This window comes from Vibrio porteresiae DSM 19223 (assembly GCF_024347055.1).
Lineage (GTDB): Bacteria > Pseudomonadota > Gammaproteobacteria > Enterobacterales > Vibrionaceae > Vibrio > Vibrio porteresiae.
The window spans coordinates 2,704,941-2,722,457 of the sequence record NZ_AP024895.1 but is presented as its reverse complement, the minus strand read 5'-3'; the positions used below and the strand labels follow the sequence as shown (position 1 = coordinate 2,722,457).

Below are 17,517 nucleotides of genomic sequence, written 5' to 3'. Positions count from 1 at the left end.
TATAGTGTTAGTTCTTGCGCTCGATAACGTATCGGGCGAACGCTTCGAGATACTCAGTGTTATAAGGAATCGCTTCTAATGCTTGAAGCGCTTCTTCTAGCAGAGTATGCGCTTTATCCATAGCACCTTGTAAGCCGAGTAGGGCTGGATAGGTACTTTTGTGTAATTGCTCATCAGATCCTTGCGGTTTACCAAGCGTTTGGGTATCGCTGATGATATCCAAAATGTCATCTTGAACTTGGAATGCTAAGCCAATCGCATTGGCATAACGATCTAACTGAGGCAACACCGCGACGCCTTTATCTCCGGCAGCAAGTGCGCCGAGGCGAATGGCACAGCGCATCAAAGCGCCGGTTTTATTACGGTGAATGCGTTCCAGTTCTTCAAGGTCAACTGAGCGGTTTTCTGCCGCTAAGTCTAATGCTTGACCAAGACACATGCCTTGCGCGCCCGAGGCTTCTGCAAGCATCTGAATCATTTTAATTCGTTGCTGTTCACCGTCATTAGATAAAGCGCCTTCAGCTAAAATGGTAAACGCCAGAGTTTGCAAAGCATCTCCGGTTAAAATGGCGGTCGCTTCATCAAATTTGATGTGACAGGTGGCTTGACCACGACGCAATTCATCGTCATCCATGGCAGGGAGATCATCATGGATTAATGAATAAGCGTGAACACATTCGATAGCCGATGCTGGCGTATCGAGGTCTTCTAAACGGCAGCCTAACATCTGTCCTGTAATGTAGACGAGGAAGGGACGTGCGCGTTTGCCGCCGAGTAATAAACCGTAACGCATCGCCTGAATCAGGCTTTGTTGTTGGTTTGGTAGGCGGTTCAACCATTGGTCAAGTTGTAGATTATTTCTTTTTTGTAAAGAGGTTAAAGCCTCATTCATAGAGATCTTTTCTTCCATCATTCTTGCTCTTGGGCAAAATCAGTCAATGGGGCATCATCATTATTACTGAGCAAAATGCTGACGCGCTGTTCGGCTTCATCAAGCTTAGCTTGGCCTGATCGAGTCAGGGCGATACCGCGTTCAAATTTTTTCAGCGCTTCGTCCAGAACTAAGTCCCCGTTTTCGAGTTGTTCAACGAGAAGATCCAATTCACTGATGGTTTCTTCAAAGGACATATTTTCCGGTTTTTTGCTCGCCATAATCATTTTACCTTGAGAAAGATGCACGAAAGTTACCTTAGGGAATACCTACGGTCAAATTTAACCGAGCAATTTTGTCACAAATAGAGCAAGTTCGTTAGCATCTCTGTAAAAAAAACTACAGCTAAACAAGAGATACTGGTTCCCTTGGTGCATTTTTCTGCATTTTGTATTGTCAAAGAAGGAGTGACTCAGGGGTATCTCTATCTGATCGCGATTTGAGATTGACTATCTATCTGAGTTTTAGTGCATTCTAACACAGTTTCCGCGTACACTGAGTCCAGGTTTTTTTGATGTTCATCCGCAACGAGTGGTTATTTCAAGTGGCTAAGGCTCGCGGCTAAAAGCGATTCGAGCTGCAGTGCGCTGAATAATTTTGTTTTGAATGTGATATTGATTGAAGTGCGCTTGTTCTGATAGCTCTAAAACCTGCACATCAGACAGCCTTGGATATATACTCAAATCACAAAGAAAAGTGGTTTCTCAAGCCTCAGGTAAGTTCATTTAGAGTGCCATAGTCAAAAGTGGTTGGTGCTCTTTTGCTGTTATTGATTTAAGGATTTGATAATCTTGCCGATAAAATATAGAGAAACGGGTAGACGCGAACAGTAGCAGAGGAGCACTTCGTGGATTTAGCAACGCTGTTAGGGCTGATTGGTGGCCTAGGCTTCGTAACAATGGCGATGATTTTAGGTGGTAGTTTGTCGATGTTTATCGACGTGACCTCCATCCTGATCGTAGTGGGGGGCTCGATTTTCGTTGTCATGATGAAATTTACCATGGGGCAATTTTTTGGTGCAGCCAAAATTGCAGGTAAAGCGTTCATGTTTAAGGCGGATGAGCCCGAAGATTTAATCGCTAAAATCGTAGAAATGGCAGACGCAGCGCGTAAAGGCGGTTTCTTAGCACTGGAAGAGATGGAAATTACCAACTCGTTTATGCAAAAAGGGATTGATTTGCTGGTGGATGGTCACGATGCTGACGTTGTCCGTTCAACGTTGCAAAAAGACATTGCGTTGACCAACGAACGTCATGAAGCGGGGAGCTTAGTATTCCGTGCTTTTGGTGACGTAGCTCCAGCGATGGGGATGATTGGTACGCTGGTTGGTCTGGTTGCTATGTTGTCTAACATGGATGACCCTAAGTCGATTGGTCCGGCAATGGCAGTGGCATTGTTAACCACCTTGTATGGAGCAGTATTATCGAACATGGTGTTCTTCCCTATTGCTGATAAATTGGCCTTACGTCGAGAGCAAGAAACACTAAACCGCAGACTGATAATGGATGGCGTGTTAGCTATTCAAGATGGTCAAAACCCACGTGTTATTGATAGTTATTTGAAAAACTACCTGAGCGAAGGGAAACGTGTTCTTGATGTAGATAACGAATAGTGGAAGTGAAGTATGGATGACGAAGCAAAATGTAAATGTCCCCCCCCAGGGTTGCCTGCATGGCTTGGGACGTTTGCTGATCTTATGTCACTGTTGATGTGCTTCTTCGTATTGCTCCTTTCGTTCTCCGAAATGGACGTACTGAAGTTTAAACAAATTGCTGGTTCGATGAAGTTCGCTTTCGGGGTGCAAAACAAGCTGGAAGTGAAAGACATTCCGAAAGGCACCAGTATCATCGCACAAGAGTTTCGACCTGGCCGTCCAGAGCCAACGCCTATTGATGTCATCATGCAGCAGACTATCGATATCACTCAGCAAACGCTCGAGTTTAAAGAGGGTGATGAGGACCGTTCTGGCGGTACACAACGTGATGCGGGAACGCTCACTGGTGGACAGTCGACCGAAACTTCAACCGAAATGAACCAGAACGTAGATGCAGAGCAGCAACAGCAGCAATCTGAAGCGATGTCTGAAGAGGAAGTAGATGCGACGGTTGAGAAGATCCAAAAGGCGTTGCAACGCGAAATCGCTGAAGGCGCGATTGAAGTAGAGAACCTTGGCCAACAAATTGTGATTCGAATTAAAGAAAAAGGGGCGTTTCCAGCCAGCTCTGCTTTCTTACAGCCTAAGTTCCGTCCTTTGGTGCGCCAAATTGCCGAACTGGTTAAAGATATTCCCGGTAAGATTCGCATTACGGGTCACACCGACAACCAACCGATTGATTCTGAGCTCTATCGCTCACTGTGGGACTTATCAGCACAACGTGCCGTGTCTGTTGCCCAAGAGATGGAGAGTGTGAAAGGCTTTAATCATGATCGCTTGCAAGTGCGTGGTTTGGCAGATACGGCACCTTTAGTGCCAAACGATACTCCTGAACATCGTGCGGAAAACCGTCGTGTGGAGATCAGCATCATGCAAGGTGAACCGTTGTACAGTCAGGAAGTTCCGTCATTACCAGGGGATTCTGCGCCAACAACGAACGGTGCTAAATAGTAAAAATTAAGCAATTACAATTAATTAAGGCAAGCTTTCGAGCTTGCCTTTTTCATAGGCTTTCCCCGAACAGAAGAGATCGTGTATAATCCCGCCCCCTTAGCGGTAGCGCTTGATGTACCCTTGCCATTCGGTATGAGTCAGTACAGAGTCCGCTTGCCAGACGTTTTACTCAGATTGCGAATATACCTATGAAATTTATTGTTAAGCCACATCCAGAAATTTATGTCAAAAGTGAATCTGTGCGTAAGCGCTTCACAAAGATTCTCGAGAGCAACATTCGCATCATCATCCAGCGTAGAACGGAAGGCGTATCGGTATTTAACCGTCGTGACCATATTGAAGTGGCCGCGGAGAGCGATAAGTTCTACCCAGAAGTATTGGAAATCTTGACTCATACACCGGGTATTCACCATGTGTTAGAAGTTGAGCAATCCAACTTCACTGATTTGCACAACATTTATGAACAAGTGTTAGAACGCAATCGTAATCTGATTGAAGGTAAAACCTTCGTCGTGCGCGCTAAACGTCGCGGTAAACATGATTTCTCCTCTATTGAGGTTGAGCGTTATGTTGGTGGTGGTTTGAACCAAGCGGTTGCTAGTGCAAAAGTGAAGTTGAAAAATCCAGATGTGACTATCAACATTGAAGTACAAGATGAACTGCTCAACCAAATTATCGCTCGTTACAAAGGTCTGGGTGGTTTCCCGCTAGGAACCCAAGAAGATGTATTGAGCCTAATTTCGGGTGGTTTTGACTCTGGTGTATCGAGCTACCTGCACATCAAACGTGGTTCAAAAGTGCATTACTGTTTCTTCAACCTCGGTGGTCCTGCTCATGAAATTGGGGTTAAACAGGTTGCGCATTACCTATGGAATAAGTACGGCTCTTCAGCCAAGGTACGTTTCCTAGCGATTGATTTTGAACCGGTAGTGGCTGAAATCCTTGAAAAAGTTGATGATGGCCAAATGGGCGTGGTATTAAAACGTATGTTTATGCGCGCTGCAGGTATGATCGCTGAGAAGTTTGATATTCAAGCGTTGGTGACCGGTGAAGCACTTGGCCAAGTATCAAGTCAAACATTGACTAACTTGCGCCATATTGACGGTGTAACCGATACCTTGATTCTGCGTCCTTTAATCAACTGGGATAAAGAAGACATCATTAATCTTGCTCGTGAAATCGGCACAGAAGATTTTGCCAAGACTATGCCTGAATACTGTGGTGTGATCTCGCGTAAGCCAACGGTTAAAGCGATCAAAGCGAAACTGGAAGCAGAAGAAGCGAAATTTGATTTCAGCATCCTTGAGCAAGTGGTGTACAACGCACGCCAAATGGACATTCGCGATATCGCGAAAGAGAGCGAAGAAGCGGTTCCTGAAGTGGAACTGGTTAACGTTGTTCAAGGCGAAGCAGTGGTATTGGATATTCGTAGCCCAGACGAAGAAGAAGAGAGCCCATTAGAAATCGAAGGTGTGGAAGTAACCCACATTCCTTTCTACAAGCTGTCGACTAAGTTTGGTGATCTCGACCAATCTAAAACTTACTTGCTGTACTGTCACCGTGGGGTGATGAGTCGTTTGCAGGCACTTTATCTGAAAGAGCAAGGGTTCAATAACGTTAAAGTTTATCGCCCTTAATCGATAGAAAAATTCATACATTTGACATGAATTTGTAACGCCGCTGACCTTGCTGTCGCGGCGTTTTTTTATGCCTAACGCTAACAGAGTGATCGATGTAAGCTGGTTATCAGAACGATCTGAGTTAAGATAAGTCGATTTTGGCAAAGAGGTGCTGAGCTGGAATTGCTTGAATTTTGGATAAAAAAACACCGCCATATAAGGCGGTGAAGAATATTTGACAGACAGGTCAAAAAATAAATACAGGAAGTAAGTTTTGCACAGGGGATAACTGTACAAAACCGGATGGTAGAAACTACCGAACTCGAAATTCGAGTTTGCAAACACAACATCGCAACAAAAACCCATTGATTCGAAAACGAATCAAGCCGTTCAGGCTTTTGCTGCGGGACGAAATATAGATTTTCTCTGGCTGGTTAGCAACGGACAATTTATAATGTTTCACATAAGAAAAACTAATCCATGGTAGAACATGCCTATGTCTAGAAGATTACCCCCATTAAACTCACTAAAAGTGTTTGAAGCGGCGGCTCGACATTTAAGTTTTACTCGTGCAGCTGAAGAGTTATTTGTGACTCAAGCAGCGGTGAGTCATCAGATTAAAGCACTGGAGGAGTTTTTAGGTTTAAAACTGTTTCGTCGTCGTAACCGTTCTTTGCTGCTAACCGAAGAAGGACAAGGATACTTTTCTGATATTAAAGATATTTTTGGTTCAATTGCTGAAGCAACCGATAAGCTGTTAGAGCGTACTGAAAAAGGTGCACTGACGATCAGTTTACCACCAAGTTTTGCAATTCAGTGGTTGGTGCCTCGTCTCTCTGACTTCAATCAAAAAGAGCCGGACATCGACGTCAGAATTAAAGCTGTGGATCTAGACGAAGGCTCGCTCACCGATGATGTGGATGTTGCTATCTACTACGGTCGTGGTCACTGGCCGGGCTTGCGAACTGATCTGCTCTATCAAGAATATTTGATTCCGCTTTGTTCGCCTAACCTACTGCTCGGCACTAAGCCTCTTGAAAAGCTCGCTGATCTTGCTAACCACACACTATTGCATGACACGTCGCGCCACTATTGGAAACAGTTCGCCAAAGATCATGGTTTAGAGAGTGTTAATGTCAATCATGGTCCTATCTTTAGTCATACCACCATGGTGCTGCAAGCAGCGATTCATGGGCAGGGGATTGCCCTTGGCAATAACGTATTAGCCAAACCTGAAATGGATGCTGGCCGTTTGATTGCTCCCTTTGATGAAATATTAATGACGCCCAATGCCTTCTACGTCGTGTGCGATGAGAAGCAGGCTGACATGGGACGTATTGCGACCTTCCGCGATTGGATGCTGAAAACCGCGCGCAGTGAACAAGAGGATATGCTGGATGAGTGAGTTGGTTCTAATTAATGGTGCAGAGCATCAACCCTTATTCATCTTTGCTCATGGCGCAGGGGCAGATATGCACCACGACTTTATGGAACGAGTGGCGCAAGGTCTAGCGCAAAAGGGGATTCGAGTGCTGCGTTTTAACTTCCCTTATATGGTCAAGCGAGCTTTAACCGGTAAAAAGTCTCCACCGGATCGAGCGCCTAAGCTTTTAGAAGCCTATGCTCAGGTAATTGAACAGTACGCCAATGGCCCTGTGGTGATTGGTGGTAAGTCGATGGGAGGACGGATGGCGTCACTCTTATGGGAGCATCCTCAAGTCGCAGGCGTTGCCTGTCTTGGTTATCCATTTCACCCACCGGGTAAACCTGAACGCTTTAAAGGGGAGCACTTGGCAGAGATAGCCAAGCCTTGCTTTATATTGCAGGGAGAGCGAGATACTTTTGGGCAGCGTGAAGAGTTCGAACATTTCGTACTCAGCGACCAAATTCGCTGTGCGTTTATCCCTGATGGTGACCACAGTTTTAAACCCCGCAAGTCTTCCGGACATACTGAACCGGACAATATTCAAATGGTCATTGAACTGCTCAGTGCCTATATCTTTGAGGTGTATCAAGATGCAAAGTAAGTCGTTATTAGCCATTGGTGGCGCATTCTCTGGCTTAGGTGTGATTCTTGGGGCTTTTGCAGCACATGGCCTGAAGAAAATGATCACTCTGCCTATGGTGGAAGTGTTTCAGACGGGCGTGCATTATCAATTTATTCATGCCGCAGCGATTTTGCTCTGTGGTGTACTGATGTTATTGCAAGTAAATGCGCCTTTGGCACGAAAGTATTTCAGCCGTGCAGCAATTTGCTTTATCATCGGCATCTTTTGTTTTAGTGGCAGTCTGTACGCTCTTGCGCTAACAGGTGTGAAATGGTTTGGACCAATCACGCCGTTTGGTGGTCTCCTGTTCATTTTGGGCTGGGTGTACTTTGTTGTTGCTGCACTGAAAATTAACGAGGTGAAGTCGTGAAACAAGTGATGCTCTATTGCCGCTCTGGTTTTGAAAAAGAGTGTGCAGGTGAGATTCAGGATAAGGCAACCCAACTGGAAGTGTTTGGTTTTCCGCGTTTAAAAAGCAATACAGGTTATGTATTGTTCGAATGCTATCAGGATGGAGATGCAGAGAAACTGATTCGTCAAATCGACTTCAATTCTCTGATCTTTTCGCGCCAGATGTTTGCGGTGGTGGCTGAGTGTCAGGATCTCCCAACAGATGACCGTATTTCGCCGCTGCTGGAAGGCTTGGCTGAAGATGAAAGCATGCCTAAATGTGGTGACTTGCGTGTTGAAACGCCAGACACCAACGAAGCAAAAGAGCTGCTAAAGTTCTGCCGCAAATTTACTGTGCCACTGCGTCAAGCATTGCGTGGTAAAGGCTTATTGCTGAAAAATGAGAACCCGAAGAAGCCAGTGCTGCATGTCTGTTTTGTGGCTCCTGGACACTGCTTCACGGGGTATTCTTATTCAGATAACAACTCTAAGTTCTTTATGGGGATTCCTCGTCTGAAATTCCCAGCGGATGCGCCAAGTCGTTCAACGTTGAAACTCGAAGAAGCCTTTCACGTATTTATTCCTCGTGAAGAGTGGGAAACGCGCTTAGCTCCGGGTATGTGGGCCGTTGATTTAGGTGCGTGTCCTGGCGGCTGGACTTATCAGTTGGTGATTCGTTCAATGTTCGTGCATGCGATTGATAACGGTATGATGGCGCAAAGCTTGATGGATACAGGTCAAGTTAAACATCATATGGTCGATGGATTTAAGTTTGAGCCTGCACGTAAGAACGTCACTTGGCTAGTGTGTGACATGGTAGAGAAACCATCACGCGTTGCTCAGCTGATGGGTGAGTGGTTGATTGCTGGTTGGGCAAAAGAGGCGCTATTTAACCTTAAATTGCCAATGAAAGGTCGTTATGACGAAGTACTACAGGATATCGAAAACCTGAAAATCTTCCTTATTCAAAACGGCGTTAAATTCCGTATGCAAGCTAAACACCTTTATCACGACCGTGAAGAAATTACGGTTCACATACAAGTGTTATCGAATATCTCCCCTCATTAATAGCGGAGAAGATAAATTGAAAATAGCGCCATGGGCGCTATTTTTTTATCCATCAAACAACATTCGCGGTTATTGAACCGACTCTTGTGACTCGTTTGGCCCAGTGTAGCGGATGTCTTGCAAATTAAAGCCCAGCTCAATATCGGTTTTAAGGGTCGCCACTTGCTTACAGCGCCTTGCCATATCAATGTGTTCATCGAGCTTTTTACGGTATTTAGAGGCCAATTCATCACTAGCAAAGGCCGCTTCGATATCGGTAAATTGAGTCAAAATCTCTTTTGCGGCTTTGGGTCCAATGCCCGGAACGCCAGGAACTTGGCTCGAACTCACGCCAACCAAGCCCCAATAATCGGTCAACTGTTCTGGTTTTACGCCAAACTCATGCTCAATAAAAGGCGCATCTAACCAACGTTGTTGGAAATAATCGCGGATTTGCAAGGTTGGAGAGAGCAACTGACAGTAGCCTTTATCCGTTGAAATGATAGTGACTTTCTCTTGATGCGCTGCGACTTTGAGCGCTAAGGTGGCCACGAGGTCGTCGGCTTCATCGCCACTTGAGAGTAGGGAATCGATACCCAATTGCCACCACGCATCTTGAATAGCTTCTAATCCATTTTTTAGCGGTTCAGGCATCGGCTTTCTGCCTTCCTTGTAGCTTGGCAGAATGTCACCACGCCAACCTCGGTCTTGCAGATGATGGTCGAATACCGCAATCATATGGGTAGGTTGGGCTTCATTGATGATGCGAGTAAGCGTTTTGCTGGTGGTGTCTATCGTCCGGGCAATATCGTTGGGATCCGGTTGAACCGAATGGTTGCGGCGAATAAGGTTAAGAGCGTCGATAATGACCAGATGAATTGACATAAACAGAAAGAAAATAAGGGCTAATAAGCCCTTATTGTAATGATATTGACTAGGAATACTACCTTACGGCGAGCCAAAGCTGTTATTGAACAATCTTATAGCATGGAACGTAAGCGGAACCGCCAGGCAATTTCATCCGATTTTGCGCGACGAAATCTTTTAGCAAGGTGTCCATCTTCTTCATTAACGCAGGTTCGCCATGAATTTCAAATGGACCATTTTGCTCAATTTCGCGAATACCTTCAGCCTTCACATTACCCGCCACAATACCAGAGAACGCTCGACGTAAGTTAGCGGCTAAGGTTTGAGGGGCTTGATTTAAATGCAAATCAAGGTTGGCCATGTTTTCATGAGTTGGCTCAAAGGGATGCTGAAATTCTGGTTCAATCTTAAGTGACCAGTTAAAGCTGTAGGCATCTTCCATATCTTTGCGATGTTGACGCACCACAGGCATCGCCTTTTTCATAATGCGTGCTGCTTCAGCGGGATCACCAATCACGATTTGATAGCGTTTTTGCGCTTCTTTACCTAGTGTGTCGCCAATGAACTGATCTATTGAGCGAAAGTAAGCTTCACTCTCTTTAGGACCGGTTAGCACGATAGGCAAAGGTTGCTCTGCATTATCGGGATGCATCATGATGCCAAGAATATACAGCAACTCTTCGGCCGTACCTGGACCGCCCGGGAAGATAATGATCCCGTGCCCCATACGGACGAACGCTTCCAGACGTTTTTCGATGTCTGGCATGATGATGAGTTCGTTCACGATTGGGTTAGGCGGCTCTGCCGCAATAATAGACGGTTCAGTCAAACCAAGATAACGCTGCTCGGTGTAGCGCTGTTTCGCATGACCAATTGCAGCCCCTTTCATTGGGCCTTCCATAGCACCCGGACCGCACCCGGTGCAAACATTGAGTTCACGTAATCCCAGTTCATTACCCACTTCACGGGTATATTGGTATTCAATGTCATTGATCGAATGGCCGCCCCAGCACACCACTAGATTAGGGGTAATGCCCGGAATCAGAGCGCCTGCGTTACGTAAAATCGCAAAGACGCGATTGGTGATGTAAGTTGAATCTTCTAAGCAGGCTTGCGGCGTTGCGCCAAGATGCAAGTTGAGATAAACAATATCTCGTAACACTGAAAATAGGTGTTCTTGGATGCCTTTAATAATTTGTCCATCCACGAACGCATGTTCTGGTGGATTGATGAGTTCGAGTTTGATGCCGCGCTCACGGCGCATGACATCGATATCAAAGTCTTGGTATTTATCGAGCAGCTCTTTCGAGTTGTCGGTATGGCTGCCAGAGTTGAGCACGGCAAGGCTACAGTTACGATAGAGCTGATACAGTTCGCTTGTGGCTGTCTTTTTTAATTTTTCAACTTCCAGCTGCGATAACAAATCCATGCTGCCCGCTGGGCTGACTTGTGTGATCATACTGGTCTCCTTTGCAAAGGAAAATCAAACCACCTTGAGGTGCTGATGTCAGAAGGGCGTGAGCATAACCGACTTAGGTGGTCACTAACTTATTGATATATTTTGTTTATAACAATCTAGTGTGCATCTTTAGTGTTCGGAAATTGCTCAACATCAAAGATGTGACGATGAGCACAATCTTTGCTAAGAATAGCTTATTTTTCGACCAGTTGCGCGAGGGGGATGTTATTGGAGAACCAAGGTTTTTAACTCGTATTGGGTGGAATTATTTCCAAGAGAGTTGGTTAGAGCCAAAATCTCTTACTTCAGAAAGCGCTTTACTTAAATGCTCTAGTACGACTTCCGGTGTGTCAGATTCTTTAAACGAAGTACAGGCGGCACTCACGGTAATTTTTAAGCTGCGATCGCGAAATTTGAACGGGAGCAAGGCGATGTTACGCTGCACTTTTTGGATCAACGCCAATACTTCTTGGTCTTGATATTCGGGCAAAATAACCACGAATTCCTCGCCACCAAAACGAGCTAAGGTATCGGACTGATTAAGCTCTTTGCCAATGTTACGGGAGATGATTTTCAGCGCTTTATCTCCGGCACTGTAGCCAAAGTTTTCGTTGATCTGCTTAAAGTTATCGATATCAAACAACACGATGCGTAAGTTGTGTTGAGTACGAATCCAACGACGATATTCCAACTCAAGTTGGTCGTTGAAGGCGGTACGATTAAGCGTTTTGGTAAGTGGATCAAGCAGTAGACGTTTTGCCTGATCTTCTAAACGACGTCGATAGTCATTAGTCATGTCGCTTAAGGTATCAATTTGGCGTTTCGCGTATTGGATCTGTTCCAGCAACGCTTGCTCACGTGCTTCAGACAAATTAAAACGCTCAGAAAGCTGTGATAGCTCTTTAACGAGTGGCGTCATTCGTCCAAGCAATGAGGCAAAGTCTTTGTCTAACGCAAGAGAGTTCTGGCTGCGTTTTACCAGCCCGTTAAGTTCTTGATGCAAGCTTTGGCGCTGTACAAAATCACTGCGAGTTTGACTGATGATCTGCTCTGAATTGGTGCTGATATTAGAGAGTGACTCATGGGTTTGTTCGAGAAACTTCTCTGAACTTTTACGTTCATTTTCAGTACCTAATACCACCAACTGCAACACTTGTAGTGTCAGTTCTAGTAAAGCACTAGAGCTGACGCCGAGCAGCAATTTGGCACGAATGTCGACCAGTAAATCACCGTATTCACCTTCGAAATCAAGCTCAGTGATAACATGTTGTAGCTCTTTGTTAAGGCGTTTTAACTGATCACTGCTGGCATCAAAACCTAAGTTATTCGGGGCAGTGTTCTCGCGGTTGGTACTGAGGATCTTAATGGTGATCTCATAGAGATTGAGTAAGCGTGAGGCTTTCTCATTGTCATCAATTCGTTGTGATGCAGCAAAGTTAATAAGGTCACGTAGTTCGCGTTTTACGCGTTCTGGCAGATGCGGGACCCGAAGCAAACATTCGCTGCTACGTTGTAGCTGTTCTGCTAACGTTGGGGTCGGGTTGTCAGTTGCCAGACTGTGCTGCATTACAAGTGCTCCAATGCCACTGGTTAAGGAACAAAAAAGATCAGTTAGATCAAAAGGTCTTAGTTCATCACGATGGGAAGCTAAGAAATATGCAATTAAATGCTAAGGTCGAAAAGCATCAAAGAGAGAAAGTGCTTTGATGCTTATATTGTGCGTATCTGCCACAACGAAACTTTGTCTTAAGTCCAAAAAAACGGAGATTTGTGCGCAATAATCGGTGTTAAAGCACTTCGTTATTGAGAACGCTATTCACTAACCTATCTAGTAAACTAGTTGAATATGGTGTAAAAGTTCATTGATTAGACCTATTGGCGATAATATCAAAATAAATTGATTCGTCACCTCACTAATTGCTTAAGTGATGGAAAATTAACCAGCTTTTAAGAGTTTCTTAATGGTGTCTTCATTTTTATACGAAGATTGCACTTTTACCAAACCTTGATTAATTGCGTACTTACAAGAGCGACGAATATTATTCGAAGCAAAACTTGCCGCAGGGGCGTTATCAATCGCTCTAAAGTAGACCCAATGACTGCTGTTTTCTTGCAAGCTCAAGCCGCGAGCGATGTCGGTTGCCATCAGCAGGATGTCTAACAATTCTTTATCGTTAATTGCTGTATAAGCCCGTGGTAGGAATGGGTAATCCGCAATCCCAACACGAATATTACGATTGAGATGGCGATGAGGCTCGAATTCATTGATCCATGATTGGAACAGCTCAAACATCTCTTCCGGTGGGCGGTTTCGATCTGTATTGGGTTCGATGTACAGCAAGTTGGAGTCGGAGAAATGGTAAATGCGCTGATCGCCAGTCAGTTTGGATTTCAAAAATGCCCCAAACGCATGTTCTAACTCTAGTCCGCCAGTGTAACCGTGTTGCAGATACATGTTACGCATAAACGGGATATCCACCATCACAAAGCGCAAGCGGTCGTTGAGCGGTTCATTGATTAATTCCCCAATATGCCACTCTTCAAAACTACGACTGCTCTTTTCAAGCGAGGTTGCCAGTTTGGCGTTGAGCATACGTAGGTTGCGTAAGCGTGATCGCGAGTGAGTAAATAGGTTACTGTTCAGCTCTTCAATCTCATCTTTTTGGCGCTGAATGATGTAACCACGGCGCAGTAAGAAAAGGAAAAATAACGCTGAAGTAATAAATAGAGCAAAGGCAATTTTCTGGAATTTGCTGTATTCCTGTTTTAGGCGTTTAAGCTCTTCCTCTTGACCAGCCATGTGCAAGGTTTGCTCAACGAACTCTTTTTGCTGGCGAAACGCATCTTCGCTAATCCGATTGAGTTTGTCTTGACGCAGCTGCGCAAGATGATTGTGATACTTCATATTTTGCAGTGCACGCGCCAGTTGACCCGATTGCTCATAGCCTTCAGAGAGCAATTGATACGCCTGCTCTTCTAGATCTGCATCATTTAATGCTCGGCTGATTTGTAGGGCCTTGGTCGAGTAGTTAATTACGTCACTGGTTTTTTTCTGATGGAAAGCGAGACCTGCGTTGAGCAGTGCAACTTTGGCTTTGAGGCGCGGAATGTCGCTATAGCTTAGCAGCTCCTCAGCACGTTTTAGGTACTGGCTAGCCAGCGGGTAGTTATACAGCTGCAGATAAGTCGCCGCTAAGGAGAGACGAGTTTCAATCACTTGTTCGATATCGCTGTTACTACTTTCATGGTCGATGACGTTGAAATAGTGCACCAAGGCGAGGTTGTATTTGCCCTGCAAAAAGTAGGTGTCACCCATACGTTTGAGCACGCGCGCTAATACCGGGGACTTTTCATATTTGCCATAAAAATCAGCAGCTTGAGAAAGATGGAGCAACGCTTTGTCTAACACTCTACGTTCGAAGAATAGTCGACCTAATAGGGTGTTTGTTTTCGCCAGCTGTGCCCCTGAATCATTTTCTATCGCATCCCAGTAAGCACGTAACAGTTCTGACAACGCGAGGTTGTAACGCTCGTGGTCGAGATAGTGCTCACCCACGGTAATGTGGTAATCAATGGCAGTTTTGGTCGATTTTATTTTGTTGAGGTAATTTTGAACGTTGGCAAAAAGCTGGTTGGCAGTTGTGATTTGTCCTGCTTTCGAGGCCACTTCTGCCCGTAGCATCAGCAATTTGTATTCAATGCCAGTCGCAAGCTGGTCTGCGTTTTGAATGTTTTTAAATGCTGCTTCAATGCCGTCTAAGGCCTGATTGGCATTGGCAGCACTTTCGGTATCAACCCATTGCAAGCGAGTATGCAGAAGTTTTACATCAAGGTTTAAGTATGGGAGTTGATATTGCTCGGTGAGCTTTTCTGCCTGTTCTAAGACGGTATAAGCGGTTAGGGCATTACCAAGATTAAATTCGGCTTGAGCCAGAAGCTCCATCGCATCGACTGTGCTACCGGGCGTTCGAATACGGCTGTCTGCTTCATCTCGCGCCATGGTGGTCGGCGTTTTTTCTGCTTTGTCCGTCAAGCGGCGCTGATTGAGATACTCGCTGGCTAAGGCCTTGGCTTGGATTGGGGCAATATCGACTAATCCGGCGGCTTCGTTCAGTGTTGGTGATGAATAAATGGTCGCGTGAACGAGTGTCGACGCGGTCAACATGAACAGAGCAAACCAAGATTGCCAGCGAGTTATGATCATTATTGGGGTGTTCCTATTATTGTCTTGCCATACGTTGTTTGTTCGCCGGGAGCGCGTTTTCTGTCGAACGGTATGGGTTGATATCCAAACCACCACGGCGGGTGTAACGAGCATAAACGGTCAATTGTGTCGGTTGGCAGTAACGCATGATGTCGGTAAAAATACGTTCAACACACTGCTCGTGAAACTCATTGTGGTCACGGAAAGAGACAATGTAGCGTAACAACGCTTCACGGTCGATTTTGCTACCAGAATATTGAATCTCTACGCTGCCCCAATCTGGCTGACTGGTGATAAGACAGTTGGACTTGAGTAGGTGACTGTGCAATGTTTCAGTAACCACCTCTGTACCTTTGGCGTTAGAGAGTAGAGTATCATCAAATTCATAATGAGTAATTTCAATATCTTGGTTATCGATACACTCACCTTGCATAGAGACAATGGCTTCACCAGTGAATTGTTCAACAGAACATAGCTCGACCGTTACTGCTTCTCCTGCACAAGCAGAGAGGTCTTTCACCATCGTGGTTTGCACGTCATCCCAGGCTGCAAAACGTGTTTGGTTAAAGCTGTTGAGATAAAGCTTGAACGATTTGGATTCAATCAGATTGGCACTGGTTGCTGGAATGGCAACATGACCGACAGCCACTTGAGGGAGACCACGTTGATTGAGCCATGAAATCTCATACAGCGTCCATAAATCACTGCCTTGAAACGGCAAATCGGCGCTTAGATTCAGGTCATTTCGGTTCAAACTACGTGGAACAGGTTGCAAAAGGGTTGGGTCGTAGTGAGTGGCGTAGGCTGTTTTTTTACCTAACGTTAAGCCCGCAAGCTCTTTTGCATTGGAATATTTGCTCATTTTTTTGTGTCAATTCGATTAGAATGTTGAGAATTTTACGCAATCCCTACGCTTATGTCATTAAGCAGGGATAAAGGAATCGACGATGGAGAAGGATATGACATCCATTGATAAGGCGCTTGCCCTATTTAGTCAGCGTTATGTTGCCCAGTGTCAGCAACAATTTGGCCACCTTCCTGCCGATGCAGATCTCGTTGGATTGGCGTCGCCATGTATCAGTGAAACCACTGAGGAATGTGTCTACTGGCAGCCAGTGGTTCGAGAGGAAAAAGGTGATTTTTCCAATGTGGAGCGAGCCATTGAACTGACGCTGCATGCGGATGTGATTGAGTTTTACGGTTCTCAATATTGTGCAGATATGCCTGCGCAGTGGCATGGACAGTCGTTGACTTTGTTGCAAGTGTGGAGCGACGAAGATTTCGAGCGTTTACAAGAGAATATTTTGGGTCACTTGGTGATGCAACGTCGCTTGAAGCAAAAACCAACGGTGTTTATTGCTGCTGCGGAAGATGAACTGCAAGTGATCTCGTTATGTAACTTAACCGGGCAGGTATTACTTGAAACATTGGGAACCAATAAGCGTGAAGTCCTTGCGCCCTCGTTGGATCTCTTTCTTTCTCAATTACAGCCTAGCCCGATGAAAACCACGGTTTAATTTGAATGTTTGTTGTTGAACTGGAATTTGAGTGTTTTGATAACACCACCATCAGTGCTGTTGATAAAGCGATTAATGGCTTAATGGAAGCCTTACGTTACAACGGTCAAGTCTTAGGACGTGAGTTTCCTGTCGTGATGGGCGACGGTGAATTTTTTGTGCGTGCCGTTTGCCCAGAAAAAGAGAGTTTACACCCACGTCATCACTCAGACTTTGTGAAAGTGTGCATTGAGCGTTTAAGTGATGCTTGTTTGCTTGCCCCTAAGGTGCGCTTGCTCGGGCGTGATATGAACTCTGAACAGGCGGCTGATAACGTTCAGCCCAGTTGGCAAGTCCTGTACACAACATATGTGCACACCTGTTCACCACTGCGCAGTGGTGACACCTTGTTGCCTATTCCACTCTATCATAATGAGCCAACCTTCAATGGTGACCATAAAGCGGTTGTGAAGTGGCAAACAGAGTGGCAGGCATGCGATGAAATCCAGATGGCGGGCAGTTGCAAAGCTGAGCACGCGGCACTGCATGAAATTTGCGATATCGACAGTGACATGTTCATTCGTGGGTGGGATTTGCGCGGCCGGATTGAGTATCTCACCAAGGTACCAACTTACTATTACTTGTATCGTGTCGGTGGTATGAGCCTAGCGCAAGAGCAGGCTCGCCGTTGTCCAAAATGTGGCGGCGAATGGCTACTTGATGAGCCACTGCATGATATTTTCCATTTCAAATGCGATCAGTGCCGGATTGTTTCTAACATCTCTTGGGATCATTTGAAATAAGTGGGGTTAAATAAGCCCAAATGCGAGATACAAAAAAGGTTGGCC

General features: G+C 45.3%; 16 protein-coding genes. 9 read left to right on the top strand and 7 right to left on the bottom strand.

Going from position 1 to position 17,517, the window contains the following annotated elements:
- Positions 1-7 precede the first annotated feature (7 nt).
- Together ispA and xseB are read right to left on the bottom strand one after the other, a co-directional pair.
- A complete protein-coding gene (ispA, locus tag OCV11_RS12440; protein ID WP_261896297.1) occupies positions 8-892 on the bottom strand; it encodes a (2E,6E)-farnesyl diphosphate synthase in 885 nt (294 codons plus the stop codon).
- A gap of 17 nt (positions 893-909) precedes the next feature.
- On the bottom strand, positions 910-1,152 hold the full coding sequence (gene xseB, locus OCV11_RS12435; RefSeq protein WP_068716050.1) for an exodeoxyribonuclease VII small subunit: 243 nt from the start codon (positions 1,150-1,152) through the stop codon (positions 910-912).
- Between the two features lie 626 nt (positions 1,153-1,778).
- Between xseB and pomA the strand changes: the two genes are divergently transcribed.
- From pomA to rlmM, 7 genes are all read left to right on the top strand, one after another.
- Positions 1,779-2,543, top strand: a complete 765-nt coding sequence (pomA, locus tag OCV11_RS12430) for a flagellar motor protein PomA (RefSeq protein WP_261893194.1) — start codon at positions 1,779-1,781, stop codon at positions 2,541-2,543.
- A 12-nt stretch (positions 2,544-2,555) separates the two neighbouring features.
- Complete coding sequence (locus tag OCV11_RS12425) at positions 2,556-3,536, top strand: flagellar motor protein MotB (RefSeq protein ID WP_261893193.1); 981 nt, start codon at positions 2,556-2,558, stop codon at positions 3,534-3,536.
- 191 nt (positions 3,537-3,727) lie between these two features.
- On the top strand, positions 3,728-5,176 hold the full coding sequence (gene thiI / locus OCV11_RS12420; RefSeq protein ID WP_261893192.1) for a tRNA uracil 4-sulfurtransferase ThiI: 1,449 nt from the start codon (positions 3,728-3,730) through the stop codon (positions 5,174-5,176).
- 478 nt (positions 5,177-5,654) lie between these two features.
- Positions 5,655-6,563, top strand: a complete 909-nt coding sequence (locus tag OCV11_RS12415) for a transcriptional regulator GcvA (RefSeq protein WP_261893191.1) — start codon at positions 5,655-5,657, stop codon at positions 6,561-6,563.
- Positions 6,556-7,185, top strand: coding sequence for an alpha/beta fold hydrolase (locus OCV11_RS12410; protein WP_261893190.1), 630 nt, complete (start codon positions 6,556-6,558; stop codon positions 7,183-7,185). Before OCV11_RS12415 ends, OCV11_RS12410 begins: the two co-directional genes overlap by 8 nt.
- Positions 7,175-7,576: a DUF423 domain-containing protein gene (locus OCV11_RS12405; protein WP_261893189.1), complete on the top strand. Its 402-nt coding sequence runs from the start codon at positions 7,175-7,177 to the stop codon at positions 7,574-7,576. The genes OCV11_RS12410 and OCV11_RS12405 overlap by 11 nt, the downstream gene beginning before the upstream one ends.
- On the top strand, positions 7,573-8,664 hold the full coding sequence (gene rlmM, locus OCV11_RS12400; RefSeq protein WP_261893188.1) for a 23S rRNA (cytidine(2498)-2'-O)-methyltransferase RlmM: 1,092 nt from the start codon (positions 7,573-7,575) through the stop codon (positions 8,662-8,664). Before OCV11_RS12405 ends, rlmM begins: the two co-directional genes overlap by 4 nt.
- A gap of 69 nt (positions 8,665-8,733) precedes the next feature.
- Here the strand turns inward: rlmM and xni are convergent, their stop codons facing one another.
- From xni to queF, 5 genes are all read right to left on the bottom strand, one after another.
- Positions 8,734-9,528 (bottom strand): flap endonuclease Xni, encoded by a 795-nt coding sequence (gene xni, locus OCV11_RS12395; protein WP_261893187.1) that lies wholly within the window; start codon positions 9,526-9,528, stop codon positions 8,734-8,736.
- Positions 9,529-9,610: 82 nt separating this feature from the next.
- The gene (ppnN, locus tag OCV11_RS12390) at positions 9,611-10,969 is read right to left on the bottom strand and encodes a nucleotide 5'-monophosphate nucleosidase PpnN (protein WP_261893186.1); all 1,359 of its coding nucleotides are present in this window, start codon (positions 10,967-10,969) and stop codon (positions 9,611-9,613) included.
- A gap of 265 nt (positions 10,970-11,234) precedes the next feature.
- Positions 11,235-12,536: a GGDEF domain-containing protein gene (locus tag OCV11_RS12385; protein ID WP_261893185.1), complete on the bottom strand. Its 1,302-nt coding sequence runs from the start codon at positions 12,534-12,536 to the stop codon at positions 11,235-11,237.
- A 369-nt stretch (positions 12,537-12,905) separates the two neighbouring features.
- The gene (locus tag OCV11_RS12380) at positions 12,906-15,173 is read right to left on the bottom strand and encodes a tetratricopeptide repeat protein (protein ID WP_373332789.1); all 2,268 of its coding nucleotides are present in this window, start codon (positions 15,171-15,173) and stop codon (positions 12,906-12,908) included.
- 16 nt (positions 15,174-15,189) lie between these two features.
- On the bottom strand, positions 15,190-16,035 hold the full coding sequence (gene queF / locus OCV11_RS12375) for an NADPH-dependent 7-cyano-7-deazaguanine reductase QueF (protein ID WP_261893183.1): 846 nt from the start codon (positions 16,033-16,035) through the stop codon (positions 15,190-15,192).
- A gap of 97 nt (positions 16,036-16,132) precedes the next feature.
- Between queF and syd the strand changes: the two genes are divergently transcribed.
- Together syd and OCV11_RS12365 are read left to right on the top strand one after the other, a co-directional pair.
- Entirely contained in the window at positions 16,133-16,690 is a 558-nt protein-coding gene (syd, locus tag OCV11_RS12370) for a SecY-interacting protein (RefSeq protein WP_261893181.1), read from the top strand.
- Between the two features lie 5 nt (positions 16,691-16,695).
- Positions 16,696-17,472 carry a Zn-ribbon-containing protein gene (locus OCV11_RS12365; RefSeq protein ID WP_261893179.1) on the top strand — a complete coding sequence of 259 codons (777 nt, stop codon included), beginning with the start codon at positions 16,696-16,698 and terminating at the stop codon, positions 17,470-17,472.
- Positions 17,473-17,517 lie beyond the last annotated feature (45 nt).